This is a genomic window from Photobacterium sp. 2_MG-2023 (genome assembly GCF_030547675.1).
GTDB classification, from domain to species: Bacteria; Pseudomonadota; Gammaproteobacteria; order Enterobacterales; family Vibrionaceae; genus Photobacterium; species Photobacterium arenosum.
Window position 1 is genome coordinate 65,850 of the sequence record NZ_JAUOQQ010000007.1, and the last position, 17,398, is coordinate 83,247.

The 17,398-nt window shown below is 50.0% G+C and carries 15 protein-coding genes and 1 tRNA gene; 11 read left to right on the plus strand and 5 right to left on the minus strand.

Translation table 11 applies throughout. The features are described 5' to 3' along the window. Window positions 1-43 precede the first annotated feature (43 nt). Genes bioB through bioD form a run of 4 tightly spaced genes read left to right on the plus strand, consistent with a single transcriptional unit; the run spans window position 44 to window position 3,748 of the window. Entirely contained in the window at window positions 44-1,096 is a 1,053-nt protein-coding gene (bioB, locus tag Q4491_RS07805; protein WP_218383918.1) for a biotin synthase BioB, read from the plus strand. Then, window positions 1,083-2,282: an 8-amino-7-oxononanoate synthase gene (bioF, locus tag Q4491_RS07810; RefSeq protein WP_303456174.1), complete on the plus strand. Its 1,200-nt coding sequence runs from the start codon at window positions 1,083-1,085 to the stop codon at window positions 2,280-2,282. Before bioB ends, bioF begins: the two co-directional genes overlap by 14 nt. Window positions 2,283-2,298: 16 nt before the next feature. Then, window positions 2,299-3,078 (plus strand): malonyl-ACP O-methyltransferase BioC, encoded by a 780-nt coding sequence (gene bioC / locus Q4491_RS07815; protein WP_225445053.1) that lies wholly within the window; start codon window positions 2,299-2,301, stop codon window positions 3,076-3,078. Continuing rightward, window positions 3,071-3,748 carry a dethiobiotin synthase gene (gene bioD / locus Q4491_RS07820; protein ID WP_192014983.1) on the plus strand — a complete coding sequence of 226 codons (678 nt, stop codon included), beginning with the start codon at window positions 3,071-3,073 and terminating at the stop codon, window positions 3,746-3,748. Before bioC ends, bioD begins: the two co-directional genes overlap by 8 nt. 79 nt (window positions 3,749-3,827) lie before the next feature. On the opposite strand, the gene Q4491_RS07825 is transcribed toward bioD, so the two are convergent. Both Q4491_RS07825 and Q4491_RS07830 read right to left on the minus strand, forming a co-directional pair. Then, complete coding sequence (locus tag Q4491_RS07825; protein ID WP_218383912.1) at window positions 3,828-4,490, minus strand: hypothetical protein; 663 nt, start codon at window positions 4,488-4,490, stop codon at window positions 3,828-3,830. A 146-nt stretch (window positions 4,491-4,636) separates the two neighbouring features. Beyond that, the gene (locus tag Q4491_RS07830) at window positions 4,637-4,792 is read right to left on the minus strand and encodes a hypothetical protein (RefSeq protein WP_192014985.1); all 156 of its coding nucleotides are present in this window, start codon (window positions 4,790-4,792) and stop codon (window positions 4,637-4,639) included. 278 nt (window positions 4,793-5,070) lie between these two features. Between Q4491_RS07830 and htpX the strand changes: the two genes are divergently transcribed. Beyond that, window positions 5,071-5,949, plus strand: coding sequence for a protease HtpX (htpX, locus tag Q4491_RS07835; RefSeq protein WP_192014986.1), 879 nt, complete (start codon window positions 5,071-5,073; stop codon window positions 5,947-5,949). Between the two features lie 44 nt (window positions 5,950-5,993). Here the strand turns inward: htpX and Q4491_RS07840 are convergent, their stop codons facing one another. Together Q4491_RS07840 and Q4491_RS07845 are read right to left on the minus strand one after the other, a co-directional pair. Then, complete coding sequence (locus Q4491_RS07840; protein WP_303456175.1) at window positions 5,994-7,124, minus strand: PQQ-dependent sugar dehydrogenase; 1,131 nt, start codon at window positions 7,122-7,124, stop codon at window positions 5,994-5,996. A gap of 47 nt (window positions 7,125-7,171) precedes the next feature. Next, entirely contained in the window at window positions 7,172-8,635 is a 1,464-nt protein-coding gene (locus Q4491_RS07845) for a PLP-dependent aminotransferase family protein (protein ID WP_303456176.1), read from the minus strand. A gap of 127 nt (window positions 8,636-8,762) precedes the next feature. Between Q4491_RS07845 and Q4491_RS07850 the strand changes: the two genes are divergently transcribed. Further along, window positions 8,763-9,641: a DMT family transporter gene (locus Q4491_RS07850; RefSeq protein ID WP_303456344.1), complete on the plus strand. Its 879-nt coding sequence runs from the start codon at window positions 8,763-8,765 to the stop codon at window positions 9,639-9,641. A gap of 138 nt (window positions 9,642-9,779) precedes the next feature. After that, window positions 9,780-9,870: transfer RNA gene (locus tag Q4491_RS07855), tRNA-Ser, on the plus strand. Between the two features lie 23 nt (window positions 9,871-9,893). Here Q4491_RS07855 and Q4491_RS07860 read toward each other — a convergent pair. Next, window positions 9,894-10,841 (minus strand): LysR family transcriptional regulator, encoded by a 948-nt coding sequence (locus Q4491_RS07860; RefSeq protein WP_303456177.1) that lies wholly within the window; start codon window positions 10,839-10,841, stop codon window positions 9,894-9,896. Window positions 10,842-10,991: 150 nt separating this feature from the next. On the opposite strand from Q4491_RS07860, the gene hutH reads away from it, so the two are divergent. The 4 genes from hutH to slyA all read left to right on the plus strand — a co-directional run bounded on the left by hutH (window position 10,992) and on the right by slyA (window position 17,398). After that, window positions 10,992-12,482 carry a histidine ammonia-lyase gene (gene hutH, locus Q4491_RS07865; protein WP_192014990.1) on the plus strand — a complete coding sequence of 497 codons (1,491 nt, stop codon included), beginning with the start codon at window positions 10,992-10,994 and terminating at the stop codon, window positions 12,480-12,482. 15 nt (window positions 12,483-12,497) lie between these two features. Next, a complete protein-coding gene (locus Q4491_RS07870) occupies window positions 12,498-14,510 on the plus strand; it encodes a urocanate hydratase (RefSeq protein WP_303456178.1) in 2,013 nt (670 codons plus the stop codon). Window positions 14,511-15,336: 826 nt separating this feature from the next. Continuing rightward, complete coding sequence (locus tag Q4491_RS07875) at window positions 15,337-16,692, plus strand: hypothetical protein (RefSeq protein ID WP_303456179.1); 1,356 nt, start codon at window positions 15,337-15,339, stop codon at window positions 16,690-16,692. A 223-nt stretch (window positions 16,693-16,915) separates the two neighbouring features. Beyond that, window positions 16,916-17,398, plus strand: a complete 483-nt coding sequence (gene slyA / locus Q4491_RS07880; RefSeq protein WP_192014993.1) for a transcriptional regulator SlyA — start codon at window positions 16,916-16,918, stop codon at window positions 17,396-17,398.

Here is a 17,398-nt window from a genome sequence, read left to right on the forward strand (position 1 = left end):
TGATCAATCTGCGGGTAATAAGAACAAATAAAGAGGTTTACACGTGGAAGTGAGACACGATTGGAGCGTTGCAGAAGTTCAGGCGCTGTTTGAAAAACCCTTCATGGATCTGGTGTTTGAAGCGCAGCAAGTTCACCGTCAGTATCATGAACCCAACAAGGTTCAGGTCAGCACCCTGCTGTCGATCAAAACCGGCGCCTGCCCGGAAGACTGTAAATACTGCCCGCAGAGTGCCCACTACCGCACCGACGTTGACCGTGAACGCCTGATGGAAGTTGAGCGGGTGCTGGATGCGGCAGAAAAAGCCAAAAGCTCGGGTGCGACACGTTTCTGTATGGGCGCAGCCTGGAAAAACCCCAAAGAGCGCGACATGCCGTACCTGCTGGAAATGGTACGCGGTGTGAAGTCTATGGGGCTGGAAACCTGTATGACGCTGGGCATGATTACCGGCGATCAGGCCAGCACGCTGGCCGATGCCGGTCTGGATTACTATAACCACAATCTGGATACCTCGCCTGAGTATTACGGCAATATCATTACCACCCGTACTTATCAGGATCGTCTGGATACGCTGTCACATGTGCGTGATGCCGGTATGAAGATTTGCTCCGGAGGGATTATAGGAATGGGCGAAAGTGCGCGTGACAGGGCAGGCCTGCTGGTTGAGCTGGCGAACCTGCCGGTGCACCCGGAAAGCGTACCTATCAATATGCTGGTGAAAGTTAAAGGGACGCCGCTTGATAGCGTGGATGATGTCGATCCGCTGGACTTTGTCCGCATCATCGCGGTTGCCCGCATTATGATGCCGGCTTCCGCTGTTCGCTTGTCGGCTGGTCGTGAGGGAATGAGTGAAGAAACTCAGACACTGTGCTTTATGGCGGGCGCTAACTCTGTGTTCTACGGATGCAAGCTGCTGACCACACCTAACCCGGAAGAAGACAAAGACATGCAGTTGTTTAACAAGCTGGGTATTAACCGGCAGGAAAAAGCCGCTAAGCCGGATGAGTATCAGGAACATGAACTGCTTGGTCAGGTAGCACAGCGTGTGGCTGCCCGCCCGGCAGAGGATGACTTGTTCTACGATGCCTCTCTTTAATTCCCGGATATCACAGTCCCTGAGTCAGCGACAGACTCAGGGACTGTATCGTCAGAGAAAGCCACTCAGCAGGCAGCCATCCTGCGTGCAGTTTGCCGGTAAACAACAAGCGCATATTAACTTTTCCAGCAACGATTATCTGGGACTGGCTCAGTGCCCGGAATTGATCGCGGCCTGGCAGCAGGGGTTGTCTGTTTATGGCGCAGGCAGTGGCGGTTCACCTTTGGTGACCGGGCATCAGGTACCGCATGCAGAGCTTGAGCAGCGGCTGGCGGATTGGCTGGGGTACGACAGAGCCTTGTTATTCAGTACCGGATTCAGTGCCAATCAGGCGGTGCTGTTTGCCTTACTCGGCAAATCAGACCGGCTGATCCAGGACAAGCTGAATCATGCCTCTTTGATGGAAGCGGGCCTTTTATCACCGGCGCTCATGCGCCGCTTTGCTCACAACGATCTCAATGCCTTGGATGCATTATTAAAAGCCGGGTCAGGCGATTGTGCCGCTACTCTGGTGGTAACGGAAGGCGTGTTCAGCATGGATGGTGATCAGGCGCCGCTGGCGGCGATCTCAGCCCTGTGCAGTGCTTCACAAAGCTGGCTGATGGTTGATGATGCCCATGGTTGCGGGGTGCTGGGGGAAGGCGGCCGGGGCAGTGCAGCGCTGGCGGGGATCAAGCCTGAGATCAGCATTGTCACGTTTGGCAAAGCCTTCGGCATACAGGGCGCGGCGGTGTTGTGCAGCGATGAGGTCGCAGAATATCTGATTCAGTTTGCGCGGCATTATATCTACTCGACGGCGATGCCGCCAGCACAGGCACATGCACTGTGTACCGCTTGCGATCTGGTCCAGAGTGGAGACTGGCGCAGGGAGAAGCTGGCAGCATTAGGACATATTCTGGCAGACGAACTATTGCCGGAAGTGGGTCTGGTTGCGACAGAAACGCCGATCAAACCTGTATTGCTGGGCAGCAGTGAACTGGCAATAAACCTGTCTGCAGCTCTGGCTGAAAAAGGCATTTGGGTGTCGGCTATCCGACCGCCCACAGTGCCGGTCAATCAGGCCAGATTACGTATTACCCTGTCTGCCAGCCATACAGAGAAACAAGTCAAAGCGTTGGCAACATCGTTGAATGCGTCTTTTGAAGAGGTACAGGATGCAGGAAATCAGTCCGGCAGTGGCTGTTAGGCCACGGAATCAGAACTTGTCTGATTCAGACAAGCAGGCGATTGCCGCCAGTTTTGGTAAAGCCGCAAAACAATATGATCAATCGGCGGCTTTTCAGCGACAGGTGGGACACCAATTGCTGGATACATTACCCAGCCTGCCGGAAGGCAGCCACTGGCTGGATACCGGATGCGGAACCGGGTATTTCACCCGCCAGCTGCAGGCCATGCACTACCAGACCACAGCCATTGATTTGTCAGAACAAATGCTGGCGCAGGCCAAAGCTCGCTGTGATGGCGCAGGCGTGTTTTGTGTCGCTGATGCCGAATCGCTGCCATTTCCGGACAACCACTTTGATGCGGCTTTTTCCAGTCTTGCTCTGCAATGGTGCTCAGATCTTGCCGTTCCGCTGCGGGAGTTGCAGCGGGTTGTCAAACCGGGCGGGGTGATTGGAATCACCACGCTGGCAGAAGGCACATTGTTTGAGCTTGAGCGCGCGTGGCAATCGGTTGATACGCAGCGGCATGTCAATCAGTTTGACTCTGTCACTCAGCTTTCACAGGCCGTGGCAGAGGCGGGGCTGAATGCGGCAGAGTTATCGGTTAAGCCAGTGGTTATGCATTATGAGCGTGCACTGGATTTAATGAAGGATCTTAAGGGGATAGGTGCCACTCACCTGTCGGAGCAGCGTCGGCAAGGGATGTTCGGCCGGACGGCGCTGAACCGGATCGAAAATGCCTATGCGTGTTTTCGCGACAGTACGGGTCAATTACCCGCAACGTATCAAGTTTGTTTTGGAGTGTTCACGAATGTCTAACGCATTTTTTGTTACAGGAACGGATACCGATGCAGGAAAAACGGTAGTTACCCGTACTTTAATTGAATCCTGTGTTCGCTCTGGGCAAAGAACAGCAGGGTTTAAACCGATTGCATCAGGCAGTACGCTGACCGCTTATGGTATGCGCAATTCTGATGCACTGTTTTTACAAGCCGCTTCCCAGCCAGAATTGCAGTATGAAGAAGTTAACCCTTATACGTTTGAGCCGCCCATCGCGCCTCATATTGCAGCAAAGCAGGCAGGTATTAGCATAGATCCTGCCAGATTGTCTGAAGGTTTATCAAAGCTGAAGCAAAAAAGTGATGTGGTGTTTGTTGAAGGTGCCGGCGGGTGGCGTGTTCCTCTTTCCGACACAATGAAACTGTCTGACTGGGTAAAGCAGGAAGAAATGGCAGTCATATTAGTGGTGGGGGTGAAACTGGGTTGCCTGAATCATGCGATGCTGACCGCTGAAGCGATTCAAAATGATGGCCTGACGCTGGCCGGTTGGGTGGCAAACCTTGTTGATCCGGATACCCATTGTTATGAGGATAACCTGAAGTATCTTGAATCTTACCTGCCCGCCCCAAAGTTAGGTGAAATCCCCTATTTGCCCGGTATTGCCAAGCGGGACTTAACGGCCTACCTGAATATGGATCTTTTGGTTTAAACCGTTTTTTTCCATTTTATCGCACGGTACATAACACGACAACGCCGCCAGTAAGGCGGCGCTGTTGCATTTCATGCTGTTAATAGCGTTGTTTTTTGTTGACCAGGCCCGGCAAACAATACCAGATAGCCGCAGCCAGGATTAAACTGTAACCCAGCAGCTCGACCCCTTCTTCAGCCAGGTTTTTTACTTCTCGCATATAGTTATCCTGCATCGCGGTTTGCCAGATCTCTCCCATGCCAAACAGGCGTGAGAACACCAGCAGGGTAGCCAGACCGCCCAGCATCAGACCGAAACTGGCGTGTTTGCTGTATCGACTGAGTGGCTGTTGTGTTGTCGGCAGATGTTTACGGGCATATGCCATCCCCAGCACCGCAACCACGGCAGCCGGGAATTTCCAGAAACCGTGCCGGATAAGGTCCAGCAGCCCATCCAGCTCCCGGATAAGCAGCACCATAAAAAACGTGGAAACCAGAACAGCAAAGCCTTTTTGTGCTGGCTGCTTCATGGCCAGGCCAAAAAAGAGTGCGCTGGTCAAAAACAGATAAAGTTCCTGAGTATATTCCACGAGAGAGTTTTCGCCGAGATTGCCACTCAGTTGCAGCACTTCGATTTTTATGATGAGTGCTGCAATTGCCGCGATAACGGCAACAGCCATAAACATAGCAACGGGAATGAGCAGAGTGCGCACGTCTTCGCGCGAAGTGGCGCTATCCATAGTGTGTGAATAGAGCTTTTTCATAATTTACCTGTACAGTGTTCAGAATGATTTTTGGGACTAGTATCACATAAACATTCTGAATGAGAACTTGCGTAAGGACATTATGACGCAAAAATGACAAAGCCTCCGAAAAGGAGGCTTTGAGTCCAGCATTTGGTACAAGGAAATCAGTTATCGCTGAGTAAAGGCATCTGCTCAATGGCTTCAGTTGGCTGAGTCGTGATTGGGTCAATCCCCAGCTCTGCGCAGGCTTCTTCAGCCGTCATGCCAAGATGGCAGCGCAGGATATCAATTGCGACTTGGTAGTTTTCTTGGTCAGCCATCTTGCCTCCTTGTTAGATACTGTGAATTCGAATACGCAACGACAATAGAGAATGGCGGCATCTTATACAATACGACCAAAGTCTAAGACCCTGCTGATCGGGCAAACCATGATTTCTGTCTCAGAAGCGGATATCTCTTACCAAAAGTAACAATTTCCTGCTTCCGCTTGTTTTTAGATTGAACGACCATACTATAAGTACCATCTTATTGATGCGCCAGCCATTAGGAAGGCGCAGAAGCATTTGACACCCAGACCTTTGTTGGAGAAAAGAAAGGTATGAAGCGAATTGGCTTGTTCCTGGCAACCAACCTTGCCGTAATGCTGGTATTCAGCATTGTGCTCAATATTATCTATGCCGTTACTGATTTACAGCCAGGCAGTTTAAATGGCCTGTTGGTTATGGCAGTGCTGTTTGGTTTTGGCGGCTCTTTGATTTCCCTCTTCATGTCTAAGTCCATGGCGCTCAGGTCTGTGGGTGGTATGGTGATTGAACATCCGCGTAATGAAACAGAACACTGGCTGATGGAAACGGTTGCACGCCAGGCGAAGCAGTCTGGTATCGGTATGCCGACTGTGGCTGTTTATGATTCACCGGATATCAATGCGTTCGCAACAGGTGCCAAGCGTGATGAATCTTTGGTGGCAGTGTCTACCGGGTTGTTACACAGCATGACCCGCGATGAAGCGGAGGCCGTGCTGGCACACGAAGTCAGCCATATTGCCAATGGTGATATGGTGACTATGACCTTGCTACAGGGGGTGGTGAACACCTTTGTGATTTTTGTCTCCCGTATTATTGCGGGTGCTGTCAGTGGTGTCAGTAACAACAACGAAGAAGGCGAGGGCGGCAGTTTTATGACCTACTTCATTGTTTCCACCATTATGGAATTACTGTTCGGTTTCCTGGCCAGTATTATTACCATGTGGTACAGCCGTCACCGTGAATTCAAAGCCGATGCAGGCTCTGCACATCTGGTTGGTAAAGAGAAGATGATTGCTGCGTTGGAGCGCCTGAAAGTCAGTCAGGAATCTCACCTTGAAGGTTCAATGATGGCGTTCGGCATCAACGGCAAGAAAACCTTGTCTGAACTCTTCATGACACATCCACCGCTGGAAAAACGTATTGATGCGTTGCGTCGTGGTGAGCACCTGTAATCCACTCAGACTAACGACAGCCCCCGTACTATGCGGGGGCTGTTTCATTTGGGCACAATGCGGTACAGGTTGCCGTTGTCAGTACCGAAATAGATAATCCCTTCTGCACTTTGCGCCAGTGAGCGCACTCTTTCATTCAAGTCTTCAAACAGCCTTTCTTCTTTGACAGGATTTCCCTGCGCATTAAGGGCGACACGATTCAGGTGCTGTAACACCAGTGCGCCGGCAAACAGATTACCCTGCCAGGCCGGAAAAGCGCTGCCCTGATAAATCATCAGGCTGCCGGGGGCAATGGAGGGGACATAGACTTTTTTCGGTGACTCAATACCGGCTTTTTCTTTGGACTCACCGACATCCAGCGGCCCCCAGTACTCTTTACCGTGTGAGGTAACTGGCCAGCCGTAATTGCGCCCCGGCAGGATCAGGTTGATTTCATCCCCACCGCGCGGGCCATGTTCAATTTCCCATAACCTGTCTGTCTTTGTATCAAATGCGATGCCTTGCGGGTTGCGGTGACCATAGCTCCAGATCTCTGCCGATGCACCAGACTGACCATAAAAGGGGTTGTCTTTCGGCACTGTGCCATCGAGATTCAAACGTAATATTGAGGCGGCGTGATTGCTCAGATCCTGCCCGTTCGGGCGATTTCCTCTGTCACCGACAGAGAAAAACACATGGCCTTTCATATCAAACGCTATCCGGCTGCCATAGTGTTTGCTGGCCTCACTGTGCGAACGGGAAACCAGCAAATCCTGCCAGTTGGTGAGCGTCTGGCCTGATAATTTGGCTCTTGCCAGTGTGGTGGCGCTGCCGTTTTTAACCGGTTTGCTGTAGGTAAAATAGATCCAGTCATTTGCCGAGGGGTTGGGGGATACAGTGACATCCAGCAAACCTCCCTGGCCCCGGGCATAAATGTCGGGCAGGCCATTCAGGGTTCTTTGCTGTCCTGAGCGGGTATCGACCAGTACCGCCTTTCCCTGACGCAGCGTAATGAGCAGTGTTGTTGGGTCAACAAAGGTCATTCCCCACGGTACTGACAGGCCGTCAGCCACTTTTTCAAGCTGATAAGCCATGCCTTCACTGGAACCGGTACTGACAATGCCAGGCGCGGATGTCACTGAAAAAGACAATGCGTTTAACAATGCACCGATGAAGGCAAGGTGTCGGAATCTCATGGTATCTTCCTTAATAAAATGATCTTTTCAGTAAGCCTAGTCGATGCTTACTCTGTGTTATCAATCAGTGGTCTGATATGTTCGGCAATGAGCTGTGCCAGCTTTTTCACGCCTGAGTTCCAGTGCGAATTATCTTCGAATGCCGCATAGCTGAGCCGGAGACAATGGCGATACTGATCCTGAGTGCAAAACATGTTGCCGGGTAACAGGCTGATCCCGGCCGCCAGTGCCTGCTGATAAAGCTGATAGCTGTCGGCCTGCTCGGGCAGCGTCAGCCAGCAGAGAAAACTGCCATCGGGCAGGTGTAAATGATACTGGCCAGCCATCCAGGGATAGCTGTCGAGCGCAGAGCAAAGACGCTGACTGAATGCACGTTGATTACGCTGGTAATAGCGTCTGACTTTATTGAGGTGAGTGCGGTATTTGCCGGTCTTTAAAAACTCAGCCACTGCCGACTGCATCAGATTAAGGCTGCCCATGTTGTCTGCGAGCAGGCGTTTCTCAATCAGCGGCTGATACTGTCCGGCCAGCATCCAGCCAATACGCAAACGAGAATCCAGCGTTTTAGATAACGAATTGCAATAGATCACCCTGTTATCGGTATCCAGACTGTAAAGTGCGGGCGGGCGTTTGCCGTAACCCAGATCACCAAACACATCATCTTCAATAACGGGGATACCTGCGGTGATGCTGAGAAAGCGCTCGCGCTCACCCCGTGGCATCACAGCGCCGGTTGGATTATTGAAGCTCGGGTTGATCAGAATCGCCGCGACGGGCCACTGCGCCAGAGCGAGTGACAGGTGCGTTAAATCCATCCCGCTCTGCGGGTGAGAGGGGATCTCCACCACTTTCAGGCCAAGTGATTCCAGCAGCAGCAGATTGCCGAAATAGCAGGGGGAATCAACGATGACGGTATCGCCGGGTTGGGTCAGCACCTGCAATGCCATGCTGATCCCTTGCTGTGCGCCGTGGGTGATCAGAATGTCATCGGGCGAGGTCGAAATGTCCAGCCACTGGTTAACAGTGACCAGCTGCTTTCGTAATTGCTCATCACCTGGCGGGAGCAAATAATGGCTCGGCAGATGAGTCTGGTAACGGCTATGGCGGCCAATTTCAGCATACAGCGAGGTAATGGCCGGAAATTGCGTATTCGGGTGCGCGCTGCCGGTTGGCAGCAAAGACGATGACGGGGACTGTTGCAATATAGTTCGGCTTAATGTCAGTAAATCGACAAAGCCGGGGGCCTGCATCGTCAGAGGGGCAGACCGTCCGGCAGTGATAACCCGGTAGCCAGAGCGGGGATGCGCTTCAATTTTCTGAGCCGCTTCAAGTTCCTGATACGCACGTATAACCGTGTTTTTGCTTACCGTGAGCTGTTCACTTAACTGGCGAATCGAAGGGAGTTTATCACCAGCCTGATACACACCGCGCTCCATACGCAGTGCCAGCTCCCGGATCACTTGCCGGTATTTGGCCTCTGTACTTGGCTGATCATGCTGTGCTTGTGTCATCTGTACCCTAAAGAAATCATAAAACTGTCACTTTCGACTTTTTCTGTACCCATCTACAGTAGTGGAAAATCGTGATAATCACCAGAAGGACGTCTCAGTGGCTCGGTTTATTCCTTTCATATTTGTGATGCTGTGGAGCACGGGTTTCATTGGTGCCCGTTTTGGTCTGCCGTATGCGGAACCTGCAACGTTTCTTTTTATACGCATGGCATTCAATATTCTGATTTTTATGGTGTTGTTGTACTTACTTAACGGGCAGCTCCCGACAGGTCGCGCACGGCTGCACAGCATGGTCGCGGGTGTACTGATTCATGGTTTTTATCTGGGCGGCACCTATTACGGTATTTACCTTGGTATGCCAGCGGGCCTGTGCGCCTTATTGGTTGGATTACAACCTGTACTGACGGCACTCTTGTTAGTCGCAATGGGGCAGGAGCGTCTGGCACTATCACAGTGGCTGGGGCTGCTGGTGGGACTGATGGGCATTACTTTGGTACTGCAGGGCAATATGAGCTGGCAGCAGGAAGATCATAAAATAGCCGCCTATTTGTGTGCCGCGACCGCTTTGCTCGGTATTACGCTCGGTACACTGTATCAAAAGCGTTTCTGCCAGCAGGTTGATCTGGTCGGTGGATCGGTTTACCAATACCTGACGGCTGCGCTCTTGTTCGCACCTGTGATGATGACGATGGAAACTATGCAGGTGGAATGGAATCTGACATTCACCCTGACTCTGGCCTGGCTGGTACTTGGGGTGTCTGTGACCGCAGTCTGGCTGTTGCTGTATATGGTGAGACACGGGGAAGCCTCGAAAGTCGCCTCAACTTTCTATCTGGTGCCGCCGGTGACAGCGCTGCAAGCCTGGCTGGCATTTAATGAAACCTTCGATGCGATGAGTGCCGTCGGTTTTATGCTGGCTGCGATGGCGGTTTATCTGGTGATGCGAAAACCCAAGACGGTGCAAACGCAGGAAAAGTCATTGGCATCTGTGCAACAGGAAAGCTAAAGGGGCAACAGAAAAGCTAAAGGGCTGAAAAATCAGCCAAAGCGAAAATGAATGTGTCAGATTGGCGATCAAGTGTGCATTTGATTCTTTGGGGTATTTACAACATGGGATCGGCTGGGTATCATGCGCACCACTTACGGAGAGATGGCTGAGTGGTTGAAAGCACCGGTCTTGAAAACCGGCATACGTTAATAGCGTATCTAGGGTTCAAATCCCTATCTCTCCGCCACATTTGAAGAAACCGCTGCCAGTTCAGCGGTTTTTTTTCGCCTGAACCTTGGCAACACTGGCATTGGATGATGGGGCAAGGCTATGACAACGCTTAATCTCTTTAATCAGTGCCTTGGCCAGTGGCGACGCTGAGTTGTTTTTTAACGTGATCAGCATGACCGGGATTTGGTAAGTATATTTCTCGGGCAAGATAGGTTTAATCAGTCCCTTGCTGACCCAGTTGCTGGCGTAGTGCTCGGGCAGGTAGCCGATAAAGGCACCGGATAAAATCAAATGCGCAATCCCCTCATCGTGATAGGCGATGGCCGTATTCTGATAATTCAGTGCGTCGTTGCGAGTTTCCTTATCCCGCATATAGTTACTGGTGATCACTTCTGCTTGTTGTAACAGCGTGTCGATTTCCGATGGGTGGCAATCGAACAGCGGATGGCCTTTGCCGCAATACAGATAGTTCGTTTCATTATGCAGAGGGAAATAGTCGAGTCCTCTGAGCGGATGACGACTAACGCCGATTCCCACCAGCGAGCGCCCATTCACCACGGATGTTTCTACTTCGCGCGCTTCGCATACATTGATGTCGAACTGTAAGTTATTACTTCTGCTTTTTAACCCCGAAATAACCTGTGCCACATGGCAGCGCGGATCGTTGACTAAGGTATCGATCATGGCAATCGTGACCCGGCCGGACAGTTCGTTTTTAGAACTCGCCACTGTGGCGGCAAAGGCTTCGCATTGCTGGAGTAACTCCAGCGAGGCTTGATAGGTCACGCGGCCGGCCTCTGTGACCTCAAAGCCGCTTCGGCCGCGTTTGCAAAGCGTAATCCCAAGACGCACTTCCAGGTCGGATAAGTGAGAACTGATGGTGGATCGACCAATGTTTAAGCGCGATTCTGCCGCCGACAGACCGCCACACTCAACGATAGCAACGAATATTCTCAGCATACGTAAATCAACATCTTGAATCTGCATAGGGACTCTCTGTCAGCTTGTGTTTTTTGTTCGATAAAACCGGAATGAACTACGAACATTATGCTTTTATAAAACATACAGGGCAAGCTAACATCATTTTATAGAAGCAATCTGATACAGAGATATCAGTCAGTCAGGAGAACAAACAAGATGTTTAGATATGGTGTTGATCAACTCAATCTGGATATTGTCAACGGCATAGCGGATGGCAGTATCAAAGCGGAACTCTGTGAAGAAGCGCTCGATAAAATCAATGCAAGCCGTCGTAATGTGGACATCATTGCCGCCTCAGACAAGGCGGTGTACGGCATCAATACCGGATTCGGCCCGCTGTGTGATACCCAAATCTCACCGGAAGAAACGCATCTGTTACAAAAAAACCTCCTGATTACCCATGCGGTCGGTGTGGGTGAGCCAATTGCTAAACCTATCTCAAAACTGATGCTGATCACCAAGATACATGCCTTAAGTCAGGGTTACTCAGGTATTCGTTTGGAAGTTGTTCAGCGTATGCTGGCGTTTCTCGAACACGATCTGATCCCTGTTGTGCCGGAGCAAGGCTCTGTTGGCGCGTCGGGTGACCTGGCACCGCTTTCTCACCTGTTTTTACCCCTCATTGGCGAAGGTGAATTCTGGCAAGGCGACAACACAGTGCCAGCCGCGCAAGCGCTGCGTGAATACGGCTTAGCGCCGCTTGAGCTGCATGCAAAAGAAGGTCTGGCGCTGATCAACGGCACACAGTTTATTCTGTCTCATGCTATTACCGCACTCACGAAAATGCGTTATCTGCTTGACTTGGCAGATCTTTCCGGTGCGATGAGTATTGAAGGGATGCAGGGCAGTGGTTCGCCATTCAGAGAAGAGCTGCACCTGACGCGTGCCTTTGCCGGCAATATTGAAGTCGCCGCCCGGATGAGACGTTTCTTCAAAGGCTCACAAAACATGGCCTCGCATGCTGATTGTGTTCGCGTGCAAGACCCTTATTCCCTGCGCTGTATTCCGCAGGTGCATGGTGCTTCGCGCAATGCCTACAATCACTTGAAAGAACTGGCTGAAATTGAAATGAACTCAGTGACTGATAACCCGATTGTTATCAGCTCCGAAGAAGCCATTTCCGGCGGTAGTTTCCATGGGCAACCGCTGGCCATGGTGCTGGATTATGCCTCTATTGCTGCCGCGGAACTGGGTAATATTGCAGACCGTCGCTGCTACCTGTTGCTTGAAGGCTTGCACGGTTTGCCGCGTCTTTTGACGGCATCTGGTGGCCTGAACTCGGGCATGATGATCCCGCAATACGTGACAGCGGCTCTGGTCACTGAAAACAAATCACTCTGTTTTCCTCCGTCTGCTGACAGCGTGCCGACCTCTATGGGTCAGGAAGATCATGTTTCTATGGGCAGTATCTCGGGCAGAAAGCTGAATCAGATTTTAGGCAACCTGGAAAAGATCTTAGCTATCGAACTGATGTATGCGGCACAAGCGATTGAATTCAGACGTCCGAACCGCTGTTCAGATGTGATTGAAGAAAACTACCGAATTATTCGTGAGAAAGTGGCCAAGCTGGAAGAAGACCGCCTGCTGAAGCCAGACATTGACGCCATGATCGCATTGGTGAAAACACAAGCGTTTAATGTGAACTGAAGGGAGCCTGTAAGGATGGACACTGTATTCAATTTTCAAGAACAAATTCGACAAGGGATCCCTAGCGTACTGCCGGAGGCTAAACCGTATCCGGCCGGTGTTAACCGTGCGCCTAAACGCAAAGACATCCTGACGCCGGAAGAAAAGCAATTGGCCATTCGCAATGCCTTGCGTTACTTCCCGAATGAATGGCATCAGGCACTGGCTGCTGAGTTTGCTCAGGAACTGAAAGATTTTGGCCGCATTTACATGTACCGCTTCAAGCCTAACTATGATCTGAAAGCGCGCTCTATTTCAGACTATCCGGCGAAATGCGAGCAGGCAGCCGCCATCATGCTGATGATCGACAACAACCTGGATCCGGCTGTAGCGCAGCACCCTGAAGAGCTCATCACTTACGGTGGTAACGGTGCGGTATTCCAGAACTGGGCCCAATACCTGCTGACCATGAAATACCTAAGTGAGATGGAAAGCGATCAGACGCTCCATTTGTACTCTGGTCATCCTATGGGTCTGTTCCCGTCGTCGGAAGAGGCACCGCGCGTTGTGGTGACCAACGGTATGATGATCCCGAACTACTCCAAGCCAGATGACTGGGAAAAGTTCAACGCATTAGGTGTGACGCAATACGGCCAGATGACAGCGGGTTCGTTTATGTATATTGGCCCGCAGGGCATCGTACACGGCACCACCATTACTGTCATGAACGCCTTCCGCAAAGTGCTTGAAAAAGGTCAAAGCCCGAAAGGGAAGATCTTCCTGACAGCGGGTCTTGGCGGCATGAGCGGTGCACAACCAAAAGCCGGTAATATCGCTGACTGTATTACGGTATGTGCCGAAGTGAACCCGAAAGCGGCGATTAAACGCCACGAACAAGGCTGGGTGGATGAGCTGATCGACAATATGGATGCGTTAGTCGAACGTGTTCGTGAAGCACAAGCCAACGACGAAGTCGTCTCGATTGCCTTTATCGGCAACGTGGTGGATGTGTGGGAAACCTTCTACGAGAAGGACATTTTTATCCACCTGGGTTCGGATCAGACCTCACTGCACAACCCTTGGTCAGGCGGTTACTACCCGGTTGACATCAGCTATGACGAATCGAACCGTCTTATCCGTGAAGAGCCAGAGCTGTTCAAGGTAAAAGTACAAGACACACTGAAGCGTCATGCGGATGCGGTAAACAAACATACAGCCCGCGGCACTTACTTCTTTGACTACGGTAATGCTTTCTTGCTTGAAGCGTCGCGTGCGGGTGGCGATGTGATGGCTGAAAACGGCATCGACTTTAAATACCCGTCATACGTACAGGACATTCTGGGTCCTATGTGTTTTGACTACGGTTTTGGCCCGTTCCGTTGGGTCTGTACTTCAGGCAAGCCGGAAGATCTGGACAGAACCGATGCGATTGCCGCTGAGGTGCTGAGCAAGATTATGGCCGAGTCGCCAGAAGAAATTCAGCAGCAGATGCAAGACAACATCACTTGGATCAAAGATGCGAAGCAAAACAAGCTGGTCGTCGGTTCACAAGCGCGTATTCTGTACGCTGATTCACAAGGTCGTATGGAAATTGCCAAAGCGTTTAACGATGCGATCCATCGCGGTGAAATCGGTCCTGTCGTACTGGGCCGCGACCACCACGACGTCAGTGGTACGGATTCACCATTCCGTGAAACGTCGAACATCTATGATGGCAGCCGCTTTACAGCTGATATGGCCATTCACAACGTGATCGGCGATGGCTTCCGCGGCGCGACTTGGGTCTCTATCCATAACGGTGGCGGTGTAGGCTGGGGTGAAGTGATCAACGGCGGTTTCGGCATGTTGCTTGATGGCAGTGAAAGTGCCGAGCGCAGGCTGAAGTCTATGTTGCTGTTCGATGTTAATAACGGTATTGCACGTCGCAGCTGGGCACGTAATAAAGAAGCGAACTTTGCCATTCAGCGTGAAATGGCAAGAACGCCTAAGCTAAAAGTGACGTTAGCGAATCAGGTTGACGATGACATTATCAATAATCTGACATTCTGAGTAACCTGCCAATCATTGTTTTCTGAAAGCCTCGTTATGACGAGGCTTTTTCTTTTGAGTTCAGAGTTGTGTTACGAGATCTAAACCTCCCCCCCTACCTTGTTCTGGCTCTGTCGCCCGACATATATCAGGCATCCAATCTTAACCATTCATTCGAAGCTGTGTTTCAACGCTGGTAATTCTTCCCGGTTATTTTAACCGAAGCCACTTTTCAGTTAACGGTTAACCAGACTACGAACATGATTACGCTGGATGAAATATTTATTCATGAATGGGTTTAACTGCCAGATAACTCAGTTTCTTATTATTTATTCATGTAAAAGCACCAATGCATTCCTTTTGTGAATAGTTGTGGTTTGTTGTTTTTATTTTGGTATTCATGAAGTTCTTGTTTATCTCAAATTGGCATCATTAATTTGTGTGATAATAATCACAATAATATCAATTAACAGGCGCTATTAGTGAGTGGCTCGATTTTTTTGTTTTATGTCAGGGGGTTGTCAATTTAATTGTGTTGATAACAATCCTTAATTAGCGTTCTTTTACATTTTTTGTCATCATAATTGCCAGATTTGTTTTTAACATATCAATAGTGAAATATCTTGAGCCATTGTTGATATGTATATTAATTTACTTTGTTGAAGCTCTGAATGGTCGAATGCTTCATTTTGGTTTTCGTTTGTGGGGATTAATGCTTTTGAAATGAATGTTTAATATATTAATTAGAGCGAATCGTTGAGTGTCTCAGTTTTCCTGCCTGTATTTGGATCCGCGAAAACAAAATACTATAAAAGCAAAAAAACACATATGCAGAGGGACAACAACAATGAAAAGAAAACTATTAAGCTTGTCGATTGTGGCAGCACTGGGTTTTGCGATCAGTGCTTGTGGCGGTGGCAGTAGTTCTAGTAACGAAACAGCCAACAACAATTCATCCGGTGGTGATCAAAATCAATCCGGTGATGTATCAACCGGTCGTTTGATTGACGCTGCGGTCCAAGGCATGGACTATGTTACCGCCACCCAGAGCGGAACCACCAATGCCAATGGCGAATTCAGCTATAAGCCGGGTGAAAAAGTCACCTTCAAAATGGGGGGCCACAGTTTTACCTCTGTTGATGCCGGGAATGTGATTACCCCATTGGACTTAGCTGGCACTGATGATATCAACAATAACGCTGTGGTGAACATTGTCCGCCTGCTGATGACTCTGGATACTGACGGCGATCCTTCAAATGGCATTGCTATTAACGAAACAGTGAAAAACACCGCATCTCAAATTAACTTCAATGTTGCGCCCGCTGATTTTGGTAATGAATCCAATGTCACAGCGCTTCTGTCTCAGGCAGGTAAATCTGCCAGCGACCTGCCAGATGAGGCTGAAGCAAAAGCCCACTTTGAAGAAAGCCTGAGCACAACAACGGCTGATTTAAAAGGTATGTTTAGCTTAGGTTGGGAAGTGGGTGAGGATTCTGAATATGCAGGTATTGTGAACATTTTCCCTAATGGCCACTTTTTGGTTGTGGAATATGAATATGAAGTTGAAGACCAAGATGAAGATTTGTGGCAAGGTTTCCAATATGGCAGCTTTAAGCTGAAAGGTACGGATTTAGTAGGGAAAAAGATCAGCTGGTCTAAAGATAACGACAACAACGGTATTGCAGATGACCATTTTGATGGCGGTCTGGCCAGTGATGACATCATCACCAATTTTGTCGTCAGCGATGCTTCACTTTCTCTGACCTGGACTGATCCAACACCGTCTGATGATGAAGACGCTTCCGGTGACGAAGTTTTCCCTCGAGTGGCAACCTCCAATACTATTGTGGGAAGCTGGGAACTTAAAGAAGAGCCAGCCGAAGAAGGTAATAATTCAGGACATGTCATTTTCAACTTCCGTGATGACGGTAAGTTTTTCTTGGTTCAACTGGCCGATAGCGAAGTGCCAGAAGGTGAGGACGGTGATATTGGGATTGAGTACGGTACTTATTCACATATGAATAACGTTGATCTGACTCTAGACCTGATTTTTGACGGTTCAGGGCCATCTCTCCTGCATGACAATGGAGTTCAATCCATGATTCATTCTGTGACCGTATCAGAAGATGGGAAGACGTTGACGCTCGATATAACCGATAGTCTCAATGAAAGATATGATGTCGAATTTAACCGCCTGCTGTAAGTATCATTGATCCACAACGCCAGAATGTGAGCTCTCTCATTCTGGCGTTATTGTTTTCAGAACCCCCCGACCTTGTCTGATTTCGCTCCAGTTTCCCCTCGAACAGCGCATGCTGCGTCAAAATGCTTGTACAGGCATGGTGTGAGATAAATCACGAAACATTTACTTAGCCTGCTAACTATATTATATTGCTTAGCAGGCTAAGTAATTTTGGTGAAGCACCATGATTCAAGATATCAATATACTGCGTGATCTGCCGTTAGCTGAGCAGCTCAGCCGTGTTTCGCGTTTGTGGAAGATGGTGGCAGACCGCGAACTGGCCCCTTTGGGCCTCACTCATCCGCGCTGGACGGCTTTGTGGAAACTGCAGCGGTTGGGCGATCACGTCAGTCAGAAAACATTGGCAGAAGCGCTGGAGATCGAACTGGCCTCGCTGATGCGCACCCTGAAACAGCTTGAAGAACAGTCGCTGATTACACGCCGTTGCTGCGACAGTGATAAGCGCGCCCGAATTGTCAGCCTGACGGATGAAGGACGACAACTGCTCACCCACATGGAAGCACGCATCATGCAGGTGCGCAAACAGCTGCTATCGCATATTAACGATCAGGAATTACAGAAGCTGGGCTTAATTCTGGAGCAGATTGCCCACAATGCGCTGGATTCTCTGAATAAAGAACACAATAACGATTCTAAGGAGACATAA